9 protein-coding genes and 1 pseudogene are annotated in these 14,348 nt (G+C 70.2%); 1 reads left to right on the forward strand and 9 read right to left on the reverse strand.

The genetic code is table 11. The features are described from left to right. Nucleotides 1–150: 150 nt before the first annotated feature. The 8 genes and pseudogenes from YWW_RS29815 to YWW_RS0111520 form a co-directional block, all read right to left on the reverse strand. Complete coding sequence (locus YWW_RS29815) at nucleotides 151–1,392, reverse strand: coiled-coil domain-containing protein (RefSeq protein WP_051325675.1); 1,242 nt, start codon at nucleotides 1,390–1,392, stop codon at nucleotides 151–153. A 173-nt stretch (nucleotides 1,393–1,565) separates the two neighbouring features. After that, the gene (locus YWW_RS0111490) at nucleotides 1,566–2,585 is read right to left on the reverse strand and encodes a hemolysin family protein (protein ID WP_026930231.1); all 1,020 of its coding nucleotides are present in this window, start codon (nucleotides 2,583–2,585) and stop codon (nucleotides 1,566–1,568) included. Next, nucleotides 2,582–3,937, reverse strand: a complete 1,356-nt coding sequence (locus YWW_RS0111495; RefSeq protein ID WP_026930232.1) for a hemolysin family protein — start codon at nucleotides 3,935–3,937, stop codon at nucleotides 2,582–2,584. The genes YWW_RS0111490 and YWW_RS0111495 overlap by 4 nt, the downstream gene beginning before the upstream one ends. Before the next feature lie 166 nt (nucleotides 3,938–4,103). Then, complete coding sequence (locus YWW_RS37760; RefSeq protein WP_026930233.1) at nucleotides 4,104–4,484, reverse strand: heat shock protein transcriptional repressor HspR; 381 nt, start codon at nucleotides 4,482–4,484, stop codon at nucleotides 4,104–4,106. 199 nt (nucleotides 4,485–4,683) lie between these two features. After that, nucleotides 4,684–5,811 carry a molecular chaperone DnaJ gene (gene dnaJ / locus YWW_RS0111505; RefSeq protein WP_026930234.1) on the reverse strand — a complete coding sequence of 376 codons (1,128 nt, stop codon included), beginning with the start codon at nucleotides 5,809–5,811 and terminating at the stop codon, nucleotides 4,684–4,686. A 276-nt stretch (nucleotides 5,812–6,087) separates the two neighbouring features. After that, nucleotides 6,088–6,669: pseudogene (gene grpE, locus YWW_RS35070) on the reverse strand (nucleotide exchange factor GrpE); the annotation flags it as partial. After that, nucleotides 6,666–8,510, reverse strand: coding sequence for a molecular chaperone DnaK (gene dnaK, locus YWW_RS0111515; protein ID WP_026930235.1), 1,845 nt, complete (start codon nucleotides 8,508–8,510; stop codon nucleotides 6,666–6,668). The pseudogene grpE and the gene dnaK, both read right to left, overlap by 4 nt. A 339-nt stretch (nucleotides 8,511–8,849) precedes the next feature. Next, a complete protein-coding gene (locus YWW_RS0111520; RefSeq protein ID WP_155830139.1) occupies nucleotides 8,850–9,272 on the reverse strand; it encodes a hypothetical protein in 423 nt (140 codons plus the stop codon). Between the two features lie 1,004 nt (nucleotides 9,273–10,276). Here YWW_RS0111520 and YWW_RS0111525 point away from each other — a divergent pair. Next, a complete protein-coding gene (locus YWW_RS0111525; RefSeq protein ID WP_081687389.1) occupies nucleotides 10,277–10,813 on the forward strand; it encodes a DUF1349 domain-containing protein in 537 nt (178 codons plus the stop codon). A 798-nt stretch (nucleotides 10,814–11,611) separates the two neighbouring features. On the opposite strand, the gene YWW_RS0111530 is transcribed toward YWW_RS0111525, so the two are convergent. Next, the gene (locus YWW_RS0111530) at nucleotides 11,612–14,224 is read right to left on the reverse strand and encodes a glycoside hydrolase family 48 protein (protein WP_026930238.1); all 2,613 of its coding nucleotides are present in this window, start codon (nucleotides 14,222–14,224) and stop codon (nucleotides 11,612–11,614) included. Nucleotides 14,225–14,348 lie beyond the last annotated feature (124 nt).

Below are 14,348 nucleotides of genomic sequence, written 5' to 3' on the forward strand. Positions count from 1 at the left end.
CCGCCGTCAGGGTCGGCCGGCAGGCCGACATTAATAGTTCAGTTTATTTATAATATAGCTTGGGAGCGCGGGCGGCCAGCCCCCGGCGCCGACGCTCGCGAGCCGTGGCGCGCGCGTCGGACCGACCGCCCCGCAAGCCCCGCGTCCGCCCTAGCCGACGACCGGGAGCTGCTGCGTCGAGTCCAGGTCGGAGGGTTCCCGCTGCCGGTTGATCGGGACCCGCGACGGCGGGGGCGGGGTGTCGTCCTCACCGGCGACGAGGCCGAGCTGGCGGCGCAGGTCGCCCAGGTTCGACCCGGCGCTGTCCCGCTGGCGCTCGAGCGTCTCGACCTCTTCGGCGAGCGGCTGGACCCACTCCTCGGCCCGCTCGGCGGCGCTGCGGCGGATCCGCTCCGCCTCCGCCTCCGAATCGGACTTGACCGCCCTGACCTGGTCGACCGAACGCTGCATCGTGTCCCTGGCCTGCTGGTCGGCCTCCTCGCGCCGCTCGATCGCCCGGTTCTCGGCGGTGCGGGCCCGCTCCTCGGCGAGCGCGAGCCGCTCCTCGGCCTCGGAGACGATCCGCTGCGCCGTTGCCACGGCCGTCTGGTGGCGGTCGACCTCCTCCTTCTGGGCGCGTTCGCGCCGGTCGGCCTCGGCGAGCGTGAGCTCCTGGGTGCGCCGCTTGCGGAGCTCGGCGGCCTCGGCGGTGAGCCGGTGCGCGGCGGTCCGGTGCTCGTCGGCCTCCCGGGAGGCGAGGGCCTTGAGCTCGGTCACCTCGCGTTCGGCCGTCGCGCGCAGGACGGCGATCTCCCGCTCGGCGCGGCTGCGGACCTTCTCGACTTCGGAGCGGGCCTGCCCCTGCGCGGTCTGGGCTTCGCGTTTGGCGTCGGCGCAGGCCAGGTCGTGGTTGCGGCGGGCGTTCTCGCGCAGCTCGGTGGTCTCGGCCGTCGCGCGGGAGCGGATCTCGGCCACGTCCTGCTCGGTGGTGGCGGTGGTCTCGGCGGCCTCGACGCGGGCCGAGCGCATCATCGCCTCGGCTTCGGCGCGGGCCTCGGTGAGCATGGCGGCGGACTGGCGCCCGGCCTCGTGGCGCTGGACGGCGGCGTCCTGCTCGGCGGCGCGCAGGATCTTCTCGACGCGGGCGCCGAGCCCGGCCAGGGTGGGCTGCTCGGCCTCGGCGATCTGCGCGGCGCGGTCGGCGACGCGGCCCTCCAGGGCCGTGATCCGCTCCTCGGCGCGGCGCAGCTGCCGCTCGGCGGCGTCGAGGGCGGTCTGGGCATCGGTGTGCTGCTGCTGGCTGGTCTGGATGTTCCGGTAGAGCCGGGTGGTGAACTCGTCGACCTGCTGGCGGTCGTAACCGCGCATGCTGACGGCGAATTCGGGCCCGGTCTCCTCGAAGAATTTCGACATGATCTTCCAGTTGACTCGGTCACGGGAAACGGTTGATGAGTCATGATCACGCCTGAAGACGGCGAAAACGGCGACGACACGCGCGCCAGGCGTGTCGTCGCCGTTCTTGGCGGAGCCGGACATCGGCGGAGCCGTCCAGGGCCGCCCGGCGCCTCGCGCCGGCGCCCCGGCCGTCAGCCGACCGTGTCGGTCTCGTCCTCGAACTCGCCCATGATCTCCTCGAGGAGGTCCTCCATGCCGACCAGGCCGGTGATCTCCCGGCCCGGGCCGGTCACGAGCGCCAGCTGCGAGCGCTGGCGCCGCAGGAGCGTCACCGCGCCGGCCACGGTCGTGTCGGCCCCGACCAGGAGCGGCGCGGACGCCAGCTCGGTCACCGGCGTGAGCGGCGCGGCCTGCACGGCCTCGCGGACGTGCACGAGCCCGACCGGGCGGCCCTCCTCGTCGACGACGACAAGGCGGGAGCGGCCGGTCTCGCGGCTGCGGTCCTCGGCCTCGACGGCGGTGGCCGTGTCGCGGATCGTCACCACCTCGGGCCAGGCCACCGCGACCTCGCCGACGGGGCGGCGCTGCACCTCGATGGCGTGGGCGAGGATCTGATGCTCCGGCTCGCCGAGGACCCCCGCCTCGGCCGAGGACCGCAGCAGGTACCGCAGCTCCTGCGGCGAGTGCGCCTGCGCGACCTCATCGGCAGGCTCCACTTTGAACAACTTCAGGATCGCGTTGGCGCCTTCGTTCAGCGCCAGCAGGAGCGGCTTGGTCACCGCCACATAGGCGGCGAACGGCCAGATCAGGATCATCGCCGACGCCTCGGGGTGGGTGATCGCCCACGACTTCGGCATCATCTCGCCGACGACCATGTGCAGGAACACCACGACGACCATGGCGATGGTGAACGCGATCGGATGCGCGGCGGCCTCCAGGCCGATGCGCTCCAGCGGCACCTCGATGAGGTGCGCCAGCGCCGGTTCGGCGAGCGCGCCGAGCCCGACGGTGCAGGCGGTGATGCCCAGCTGCGCGCCGGCGAGCATGATCGACAGCCGCTTGGTGCCCCTCAGCGCGGCCTTGGCGGCCCTGGAGCCGTCCTGTTCGAGCCGGTGGGGCCGGGAGGCGACGAGCGCGAACTCGGCGGCCACGAAGAACGCGTTGGCGATCAGCAGGAACAGCGAGAACCACAGTGCGGGCCCGGTGCTCATCGGTGCTCCTCCTCGACGCGGACGCGCTGCGGCTGCAACTCGATGGCCTGCGGCACGTGCCGGGAGCTGGAGACGACGACCAGCCGCACCGAGCGCAGCGGGCCGTCCTCGGCCTCGAGGTCGACCTCGACGGCGTCGCCGGGGTGCGCCACGCGCCCCAGCTCGGCCATGACCAGCCCGGCGATGGTCTCGTAGTGGTCGCCTTCGGGCAGCTCCACGCCGGTGGCGTCGGCGACCTCGTCGATGCGCCAGCGGCCGGGGATGAGCCAGGCGCCGCCGGTCAGGGAGACCGGGACGGCCTCGAAGCGGTCCTGCTCGTCGCGGATCTCCCCGACGAGCTCCTCGGCGACGTCCTCGAGGGTGACGATCCCGGCGAAGCCGCCGAACTCGTCGACCACGCACGCCAGCTGCCGGTGCTCCGAACGCATCCGCTCCAGCAAGGCCGGCAGCGGCAGCGAGGCGGGCACCAGCAGCGCGGCGTCGGCGACCTCGCCGAGGCGGACGGTGGCGCGCTCCTCGCGCGGGACGTCGATGAGCTGGCCGATGCCGACCACGCCGCGGATGTCGTCGACGTCGTCGCCGACGACCGGGAACCGCGAGTGGCCTCCGGCGAGCGCCTCGACCGCGTCGGCGACGCTCGCGTCGGCCCGCAGGGTGTGGACGTTGACGCGCGGGGTCATGGCCTGCTCGGCGACGATCTCGGAGAAGTCCAGGCCGCGGTCGAGCAGCTCGGACAGGCTCGCGTCGAGGGCGCCCTCGTCGCGGGAGACGTCGATGATCCGGTGCAGGTCTTCGGGAGTGGCCGAATGTTCGAGCTCTTCGACGGCGTGGATGCCGAGCAGTTTCAACAGCCGGTTCGAGGCGGTGTCGAAGAAGCGGATGATCGGCCCGCACACGGTCAGGTAGGCGCGGGTGGGGGCGGCCAGCGCCAGCGCGAGGGCCTCGGTGCGGGCGATGGCGAGGTTCTTGGGGCCGAGCTCGCCCAGGATCATCTGGACGGCGTTGGCGAAGACGATCGCGATCGTGACGCCGAGGGCGATCGAGACGCCGGCCGGGACGCCGGCGAGTCCGAACGCGTCGGCCAGGCCCTGCCCGAGGTACGGCTCGGCGAAGAAGCCGACGAACAGGGCGGTGACGGTGATGCCGAGCTGGGCGCCCGAGAGGGCGAAGGACAGCCGCGAGCAGATCTGCGCGGCGCGCCTGGCGCGCGCGGCGCGGCGGGCGTCGCCGCCGGCCGCGATGTCCTCCAGCCGGGAGCGGTCGACCGCGGTGTAGGCGAATTCGAGGGCCACGAAGAAGCCCGTGGCGGCCGTGACGGCCAGGATGATGACGAGACCGAGCGCGATCAGCACAGGTCACGCCCCCCAGGGAGCCCCAGAGAATGGGGCTCCGTATCGGCGGAGGGTGCCGCCTTCCGGTGTCTTCGTTTTCGTCTTTCTCTGGACATGCGAAGATCCTAGCCGCATTCGGCCCGCGATCACAGTGCCATCGACGCGGCGGGGGCCGGCGGCCCGGACATCACTGCCGTTTGCCCTGCCACAGCACAATGTCGGTGCTGCGGCGCTGGAACGGGCCGGCCATGGCGCGCAGTTCGGCGAGCTGGGCGCGGGAGGCGCGCAGCTCCTCGACGGCGGCGGCGAGCTCGGCCCGCATGACGGCGACCTCCCGCTCGAGGTCCATGATGCGTTTGATGCCGGCGAGGTTGACGCCCTCGTCCTGGCTGAGCCGTTGGATCTCGCGCAGCTGCGCGACGTCGCGGGCGGAGTAGCGCCGCCCGCCGCCGGGCGTGCGGGCGGGCTCGACGAGGCCGAGCCGGTCGTACTGGCGCAGCGTCTGCGGGTGCATCCCGGCCATCTCGGCGGCGGCCGAGATCGCGAGGATCTTCGCGTCGAAGTCGATCTCGACGTCGTCGACGGCGGTGCCGCGCTGGTGGTAGGTGACCTCGACCACGGTTCGCACTCGTGATGCGCGCGCGCCGCCCGGGCGCCGGTCGCCGTTCTCGGAAGCGGTCACGGTTCACTCCCATCGGGTTCGGTTCGGGGGCCGCGGACGGCCGCGGCGGGCGGTCCGGCCCGTCGCAGCGGTCTGCGGGCGAACGTCATTGGCCTGTCAACTGTTCCAGTTTCGAGCGGTCGGCGGGCGGGGCCGCCGCGGCGTACTTCTCGAGCGCTTCGAGGGCCTCGGGCGAGAGCTCGGCGGGCACTTCGACGTCGACGGTGACGAGCAGGTCGCCCTTGCCGGGCACGCCGCGGCCCTTGAGGCGCAGGACCCGCCCGGTGGGCGTGCCCGCGGGGACCTTCATGGTGACCGGGCCGTCGAGTGTGGGCACTTTGATGCGGGCGCCGACGGCGGCCTCCGGGAAGGACACCGGCAGGCGCAGGGTCACGTTGTCGCCGTCGCGGGCGAACAGCGGGTGGGCCCGCACGCCGACGCGGACGAGCAGGTCGCCCGCGGGGCCGCCGTGCTCCCCGGGCGCGCCGCGACCGGCGAGGCGGATGGTCTGGCCGTCGGCGACCCCGGCGGGCACGCGGACGGTGATGACGCGTTCGGCGGTGACCGCGCCGGTGCCGCCGCAGTCGGGGCACGGGTCGGTGACGACGGTGCCGGTGCCCTCGCAGTCGGGGCACGGCTGCGCGAAGCTGAACGCGCCCTGGTTCTCGGTGACCAGGCCCGAGCCGTTGCAGCGCAGGCACCGCGAGGGGCTCGTGCCGGGCTCCGCGCCGGTGCCGTGGCAGGTCTGGCATTCACCGGGCGCGCGCATCCGCAGCTCGGTGGTGGTGCCCTTGACGGCGTCGGCGAAGCCGAGCGTGATGTCGGTGCGCAGGTCGTTGCCGCGGGCGGCGCCCCTGCGCCGGCGGTGCGCGCCGCCCGAGCCGCGCCCGAACAGGTCGCCGAACAGGTCCCCGAAGCCGCCCGTGGGGCCGCCGGAGCCGAACAGGTCGTCGAGGTTGATGTTCGACCCGCCGCCGAAACCGCCGAAGCCGCCGCGGCCGGACTTCATCAGCTGGATCTGGTCGTACTCGGCGCGCTGCTTGTCGTCGTGGAGCACCGAGTAGGCCTCGGAGACGCCCTTGAAGCGCTCCTCGGCGTCGGGGGCCGGGTTGTGGTCGGGGTGCAGTTCGCGGGCGAGCTTGCGGTAGGCCCGCTCGATGTCCTTCTTGGAGGCGTCCTGCGGCACGCCGAGCTCGGCGTAGAAGTCCTTCTCCAGCCATTCCTGCGATGCCACCGGACGCCTCCTTCGATGCTGATCGTCAGAGCGGACTCAGGAGTCCTGCTCGCCTTTAGGATCCTTTGCGGAGCCCTCGCCGTCGTCGGCGGCCTCCGCCCGAGGCGGTTCGGCCTCGGCCTCGGCGGCCGCTTCGGCCTCCTCGCCGTCGTCGGCGGCCTCGACCGCGCCCTCGGGCTCGGGTTCGACGAGCGGCTCCTCGGCCTCGCCCTCGGGCTCGGCCTCGTTCCCGGCGGGCGGGTCGACCGGCTGCGGCTCCTCGAGCGGCTCGTCGAGCGGTTCGGCGACGGCCACCAGGGCCGCGCGGAGCAGCTTGTCGCCGAGCCGGTAGCCGCGGCGCATCACGTCGATGCAGGTCGGACCGTCGACGTCGCCCATCTGCATGTGGGCGACCGCCTCGTGGATCGTCGGGTCGAAGGCGTCGCCCTTCTCGCCGAACGAGGTCAGGCCCTGCTTGGCGAGCGCGCCGGTGAGCTGCTCGGCGACCGAGCCGAACGGGCCGGTGAGGTCGCCGTGGTCGCGGGCGCGGTCGAGGTCGTCCAGGATCGGCAGCAGGCTCGAGAGCACCGCCCCCGTCGCCTGCTCGCCCGCGCGGGACTTGTCGCGCTCGACGCGCTTGCGGTAGTTCTGGAACTCCGCGTTGAGACGCTGGAGGTCCCTCGTGCGCTCCTCGAGCGTGGCCTGGAGGACCGCGACGGTGTCCTCGGCGGCCTGGCCGTCGTCGGAGGCCTCGGCGAGGATGTCCTCGACGGTCAGCTCGTCGTCGGTGTCGGCGGCGTCGTCGCCACCGCCGGAGTCCGGGGCCGCCTCTTCGGCTTCCCCGGACTCATCGGGCTTGCGCTTGTCCTCGTCGCTCACTTCTGGTCCTTGTCGTCGTCGACGATCTCGGCGTCAACGACGTCGTCAGCACCACCGGCGGCCTCGGCGCCACCGGCTTCGCCGCCCGCGGCCTGCTGCTCGGCCTGCGCCGCTGCGTACATGGCCGCACCGGCCTCCTGGCTGACCTTGGACAGCTCCTCGGTGGCCTTCTTGATGGCCTCGATGTCGGACCCGGCCAGCGCGGACTTGAGCGTGGCGGTGGCGTCGTTGATCCTGCCCTTGGTGTCCTCGGGGATCTTGTCCCCGGACTCGGCCAGCAGCTTCTCGGTCTGGTAGACCAGGCCTTCGCCGGTGTTGCGGGCCTCGGCCTCCTCCCGGCGCTGCCGGTCCTCCTCGGCGTGCTCCTCGGCTTCGGCCATCATCCGCTGGATGTCGTCCTTGCCCAGGCTGGAGCCGCCGGTGATCGTCATCGACTGGGCCTTGCCGGTGGCGGTGTCCTTGGCCGAGACGTTGACGATACCGTTCGCGTCGATGTCGAAGGTGACCTCGATCTGCGGCATGCCGCGCGGCGCGGGCGGCAGGCCCGTCAGCTCGAAGGTGCCGAGCTTCTTGTTGTAGGCCGCGATCTCGCGCTCGCCCTGGAAGACCTGGATGAGCACGGACGGCTGGTTGTCGTCGGCGGTGGTGAAGACCTCCGAGCGCTTGGTCGGGATCGTCGTGTTGCGCTCGATGAGCTTGGTGAAGATCCCGCCCTTGGTCTCGATGCCGAGGCTCAGCGGCGTGACGTCGAGGAGCAGGACGTCCTTGACCTCGCCCTTGAGGACGCCGGCCTGGAGGGTGGCGCCGATGGCGACGACCTCGTCGGGGTTGACGCCCTTGTGGGCGTCGCGGCCGATGAGGCGCTTGACCAGGTCGGAGACGGCGGGCATGCGGGTCGAGCCGCCCACGAGGATGACGTGGTTGATCTCGGCGACGTTGATCCCGGCGTCCTTGACGGCCTGCTCGAACGGCTTCTTGCAGCGGTCGAGGAGGTCGGAGGTCATCTGCTCGAACTCGGCGCGGCTGAGGCCGACGTCGAGGTGCAGCGGCCCGTCGGGGCCGGCGGTGATGTAGGGCAGGTTGATGGAGGTGTTCGTGGCGCTGGACAGCTCGATCTTGGCCTTCTCGGCGGCCTCCTTGAGGCGCTGCATGGCCATCTTGTCCTTGGACAGGTCCACGCCGTACTGGCCGTTGAAGGTCTTGACCAGGTGCTGGATGATGCGGTCGTCCCAGTCGTCGCCGCCGAGGTGGTTGTCGCCGCTGGTGGCCTTGACCTGGATGACGCCGTCGGCGATCTCGAGCAGGGAGACGTCGAAGGTGCCGCCGCCGAGGTCGAAGACGAGGATGGTCTGCTCCTCCTCGCCCTTGTCGAGGCCGTAGGCCAGGGCGGCGGAGGTGGGCTCATTGATGATGCGCAGGACGTTGAGGCCGGCGATCTCGCCCGCCTCCTTGGTGGCGGTGCGCTGCGCGTCGGAGAAGTAGGCCGGGACGGTGACGACGGCGTCGGTGACGTTCTCCCCCAGGTAGGCCTCGGCGTCGCGCTTGAGCTTCATGAGGATGCGCGCGCTGATCTCCTGGGCGGTGTAGGACTTGCCGTCGATGTCGACCGACCAGTCGGTGCCCATGTGGCGCTTGACCGAACGGATGGTCCGGTCGGGGTTGGTGACCGCCTGGCGCTTGGCGACCTCCCCCACCAGGACTTCGCCGTTCTTGGCGAACGCGACGATGGACGGGGTGGTCCTGGCCCCCTCGGCGTTGGTGATGACAGTGGCTTCCCCGCCTTCGAGGACACTGACCACGGAGTTCGTGGTGCCGAGGTCGATGCCGACCGCACGTGCCATGTTGCTCTCCCGGAATAGTGGAACAGATGTCTGGATGTCTCAGTCGGCCGGGCGGGCCCGGATCCAAGTTGAGTCAGCTAGACTCATGTTCTTCCGGGGAGCGGGCGCTGTCAAGGAAAACGCGGCGATTGTGACGAACAGCACGAAAGTTGAGTCTCTCTGACTCAACTTTCAAAAACCAGCGACTCCGCACCGCACACACAAGCCCGGACACCACAAACCCACCGCGCCCACCGGCACCACCGGAAGAGAGCAGACCGGACATGGACGCGGGATGACGGAGGAATCGCCGGGCACCGCCGAAGCCACCCGAACCGGCGGCAGCCTGACGAGGCGAGGCTAACCGGCGTCGGCCGCGGCCTGTTTGGCGGCCAGTTGAGCGGACTCGCAGCACTGGTTGATGAGGTCGTCCGCTATCTCCCAGGCGTCGCAGGGCCAGGCCTGCTTGCAGGAGGCGCAGTCGACGCCGAGCAGCTGCTCGGGAAGGTGCTCGCGCCACAGGGCGGCGGCGAGCTCCCAGCCGGTGATCTCCGCGATGCCGGGCGGGGCCTCGAACGGCGGCGGATCCTCGACGGAGAAGAAACCCCCCGGCGGCTCGCTCCTGGAACGCCGCCCGCGAGCGGGGGCATTGTCGCCGGACGACCCATCGGCGGTGTGGCGCGAGGAGCGGCGAGGCGGAGCGCTGCGGTCCTGGCGCGGAACCCCGCGCCCCCCGCCCGAGGACTGGGGAGTCAGCGACACCGATCTCACTGAATGCTGCATGCTCACGCTCTCTCCTGATTTGCCATCGCTTCCATGCCCTTCGTACTCCTACACCCCGCTTAACGGTCGAGACGCCGCAGAGGACACGGGCATGAGCCGGATTCGACACTCTAGTTTGCTTGCGAACGCCACACACACGTGCGACTAGTCGGCCAATCCCAGATCACAGGCAACACCGATGACCTCCCGCTCGCTTATCCACAGGTGAGGAAGGGAACCGTAACCGTCCCCCGCCCCCGCCGCCACAACAAGGACCAGCCAGAACACCGACCGCTCCGGCAGTTATCCACAGGCGGAAAAAGAACCCTTGAACGTCTTGACGACGCGTGGGAGGGTCCATGCAAAAACAGATACCGGACACAGCCGCCCCATGACGGTCGTTCCCCTAGGTGGTCGGCAGGCCAGCGGTGCAGTGGGATCCGCGGACACCGCAGACAAGCTCGCGCGGGGTCGCCCCCCGCGCGGCGCCCGCCGACCACCGCCGCGGTAAACGGGGCGTGGGTGGCCGGGCGCCCGGCCACCCACGCCCCACCATCCCACCCGGCCCCGCCCCGATGTCTCACCACACCACCGCACCCAGTGCCGCCCGGGCGCCCCGCTGCTGCTGCTCCACACCGACTGTCACTCCCCCAGCAGCCCCACCGGGACAGGCCCTTCGTGGGCCGGTGCGCACGCGTGCCGATCCTGCCGCGCCACACGATCCCGATCCAGAACGAGCAGACCGGAATCACATCGGGCGTTGACAAACGACGCTGTGGACACTCCCATTGCCAATGTGGCACAAGCACGTTACGATGCACGTGCATTCGGATCGGCAGACGGGGCAACCTCACCGCCTCCAAGAAACGCTTTCCGAAAAGAGTAACCGAGACCGCACCGAGTGCATTGGATCACTCCCGAGCTGGTATTTCACAGCGGCCCCGCTTGCAAAGTCTCGATTAACTTTGCGTTACGTCGTCTGTTTTGCCCGAATGTGTCCTCTTCGCGTGTGGCATGATTGATTCATGCAATCTCCTTCAGAAGAAGTACAATGGACTGTTGATGGTGGATTGATCAATCCTTACTTCGAAATCAAGTCCACGTTCCTCCGCCGCGCCGGAAATGAGCATCAGCGCGACCACGCCTACATTTACGGCCTCAAGCTGGAAGGCGACGGGGAGATCGCCATGCGGTTCCGGCCCGAACACCGGCACCAGCACTCCGAGGCCTCGCTCACCATCCGGGTCGACGAGACCAATTGGGTGAAGACCAGCGCCGAATACCTTGGGGGCCAACACCTTGTCAGCACCGTCACCACCCGCGACCACACCGACTGGTCGCTTTCCCCGGTCGACTCCGCATCCGACGAGATCTGGCTGCGCCTCATCCGCAGCGGCGGCACCGTGACCGTGGCGCACGCCGACGACGGTGTCGACTACACGACGATCGCCTCGACCTACCTGCCGGGCGGTGTCTCCGCCATGGCCGGCATCGCGAGCGCGCGCCCGGTGAGCGAGGGTTTCTGGGACGCCGCACAGGATCTGGACATCGAGGTCTACTGACCCTCGAAGGGCCTGCACTCAGGGCAATGGCGCTCTGAGCATAGAGGTCGGGCCCGGCGGCGCAGCCGGACCCGACCTGTGTGCTCAGCGAAGTTCCCCAGGTGGCGCTCGCGAGCCGAATGTTCAACTGCGCGTCGGCCGCGCCGCGAGCGATGCACCGCCACCTCGACTTCGCCGAGGCTCCTGCTGTTCTTTTCGGCCGCAATGACATTTGCCAAGGGGGCGGGCTCGGTGCCGCCCGTCTGCTTCACGCTGCCGCGGGCGTGCCTTCTCGTCTGTCGGCGGCCGTTCCGCGCACAGAGCGGCGCGTCTTCCACCGTGGGCCCGTTCTTGTTCGCGCTCACCGGCCGTTCCGCGAGCGGGTACGCCGGCGCCGCGATGCCCACCCGCGGGGCCGCCACCGGCCGTTCCGCGAGCGGGCGCGCCACTGGGCGGCTTGGCCGGGGTGCCGGTCATGGGGATCGTTCCGTGCGAGCGGGTACGCCCCATGGAGGTCGGGTCGCCCAGGTACTGACCGGGATCGTCCCGCGCGAGCGAGGACACCCGGACGTGACCGGGCTCGGCGAGTCCCGCAAAAGGCCGCCCCGCGCGAGCGAGGGCACCTCCTCCTGCCGCGCGTCGAAGCGGACGCGCAGGCCGGACCGTCCTGCGCGCGAGCGGGTACGGCCGCCGTTCGTCGTCCTCCCACCGGTGTCGCTGTGGCCGTTCCGCGCATGCGAATGGGCGCGCCTCCGCCGAGAGCGGAGGCGCGCCCGTTGCGGGGGCGCCCGGGTCGTCGGGCGCCCTCAATTGCCTTTCTTACTCGAACAGGTCGGCATAGGTGGAGTACGCCGTGGCGACCTCGACCTGGTGCCAGTACCGGTGGTAACTGAACTCCGGCGCCGGCCCGGTGCAGCCGCCGTCGATGTACGCCTGCACCTGGTCCCAGCCTTCGAACTCCTTCATGAAGGACCGGATGTCGATGAAGCTGACACCGGGCTCGATGACGTCGCCGTTCGGCATGGTGCCCGACCAGCCGTCCGGGATGTGGATCTCGTCGCCGAAGCGGCAGTAGTCGGCGCGCTGCTCGGGCTGGGTGACGCCGATGCCGTCGTTGTACGACCACAGCGCGTCGAGCAGGTCCGCGACGGTCTGCTGGAGCTCGGTGTCGTTGGTGGCGGCGGCGTAGTACGCCAGCACCTTGGCCGTGGCGCCGGCCACGCCCGGGTCGGTGGACTGGGTGGCGACCGAAGCGCTCAGGCTGGAGCCCGGCTCGCCGGACCACTCGAGGTCACCGGGGAAGGAGTACTCGGTGGGGGTGATGGTGCTGTTGGCCAGCACCCATTCCACCCACGAGTCCATCAGGGCCCCGGCGCGCTCGTCACCGGTGTAGTAGTAGTACTGCGAGACGCGGTCCATGCCCCAGGCCTGGAAGCCGAACCAGCGGTTCGACGGCGGGTCGTTCCACACCGGCTGCCAGTCGTAGGCCATTCCGTTGAACTGCGCGGAGGAGTCCGGGGTGCCGTAGTTGCCCTGCCAGTTGTTGGTGGCACCGCCGGCGATGGCGCCGGCGCCTTCGCTGCCCTCGGGGACTTGGAGCCATTCGAGGAACTCGAGTTGGGTGTCGAGGCTGGTGGCCCAGTCGTCGGCCGCGGTCGGGGAGTCGGGGGCCATGTCGCCCGACAGCGCGTACGCCGCCATGACGTTCTGGTAGCCCTGGTGGATGCCCGATCCGCCGATCCGGTAGGACCAGTCGCCGTTCATGCCGGCGCCCCACGAGTAGTACCAGCTGATCAGGTAGTGGAACGAGTTCTTGCCCGTGCCGGCGGGGCAGGTGTCCGCCCCGACGCAGTCGCCGATCTGCTTGAAGTACTTGTCCGCGAAGGAGTAGCGCAGGTAGTCGCCCATCTTGGAGGCCTTCTCGAGCGACTCGGTGACGGCGCCCTCGTTGCCCTGCTCGGCGGCCCACTGCTCGGCGAGCCAGGCGACCTGCACGGCGCGGGCGTCCGCGTCGGGAGCGGCGGTGTAGCGCTCCTGCTGTGCGTACTGCTCGTCGCCGATGAACAGGTCGAGGAAGCCGTTGGGTCCGCCGAAGTCGAAGGTCTCGCACGACGGGTGCGTCACGGTCTCCCACGTGGACTCCTGGAGGCCGCGCTGGAAGGTGTTGATGTAGGCGGGTTCGGTGGTGCCGTCGCCGCATTCGCCGAAGCCGTAGGCGTTGTCGACGTCGAGGATCCAGTGCATGCCGTAGATCTGGTTGGTCCCGTAGGTGGAGGCCAGTTCGTCGGCGAGCGGGTCTTCGCCGACCGGCACGTCGAAGTCCAGCTGCGTCGGGTACTGGTCGGGGCTGTCGGCCTCGGGTGCGTACGTCGCGGGGCTGGAGGGGTTGTAGTTGGTCGGGTTCATGTCGGGGATGGCGTATTCCTCGACGGTGTTCCACGATTGGTTGTAGGGGTCCCAGTCGCCGGTGATCTGCCCGTAGGAGGCTTCGAGCCACATCAGGTAGCTGAGTGCTTCCGAGGTGGTCTGGTGGCCGTAGTCGGGGGCTTCAACGATGAGCTCCTCGACCGAGTGGTAGGGCACGCCCGATTCGTGGAGGTAGGGCGAGTCCGTGCCGGTCAGCTGGTCGTAGAGGGTGAGGAACCGGTCTTCGTTCTGGGTGACGTCGCCGAGGTCGGAGACGGTGGCAGTGACTTCGACGGGTTCGAAGCCGTCGGCGGCGACGGTGAAGGTCGCCGAGCCTTCGATGCCGTCGGCGGCGGCGATGGTGACCTCTTGCGGGTCTTCCCAGTTGTCGGGGCCGAAGTTGAGTGAGGCGCCTTCGGAGACGCCGATGTCGGTGGTGCCGCCGGAGTGGGTGGTGGTGACTTCGACGTCTTCGGTGAGTTCGGCGGTGAAGCCGACGTCGAAGCTGACGCTGGAGCCGGCGTCGAGGACGAGGTTGGCGCGCGAGACCGTGAGTTCGGGCTCGGTGGGGTCGGGGTCGTCGTCGCCGTCGCAGGATTCGCCGTTGACGGTGAATCCGGTGGGGACGGTGGCGTCGCCCGAGCCGATGAACCCGAAGACCTCGCGGGTGTCGCCGGCTGCGATGGTGCCGTTCCATCCGACGTCGGAGCCGGTGAAGTGGCCGCTGCTCTGGTTCCAGTCGACGTTCCATGCGGAGGTGACCTGGGTGCCGGCCGGGAAGTCCCATTCGACGTCCCAGCCGTCGAGGCCGGCGGTGCCCGCGGTGAGGGAGACGTTGGCTTGGAAGCCGCCGTTCCAGCTGGAGACGACTTGGTAGTCCACGCCGCCGCAGTATTCGGCGGCGAACGCCTGGGGTGCGGTGATCGCGCCGAGTGCGCCGACCAGGGCGATCGGCAGGCCGATCGCGGCGCCGCGGCGCCATCGGCGGCGTCGCCTCGGCGGCGGTGCCGGGTTATCGAGTTCCATTGGGTTACTCCTGAGAGCTGGTCTGAATGTCCGGTTCTGGTGGGAGCGCTTGTGTCGCTCCGGGGCCGTCATACGACGCGGGTGGAACGAAACGGACCTTCGAAAAGAAGCGCTCCCACGCTAT

Origin of the sequence: Glycomyces tenuis DSM 44171 (assembly GCF_000427885.1) — a bacterium.
Taxonomy (GTDB): Bacteria; Actinomycetota; Actinomycetes; order Mycobacteriales; family Micromonosporaceae; genus Glycomyces; species Glycomyces tenuis.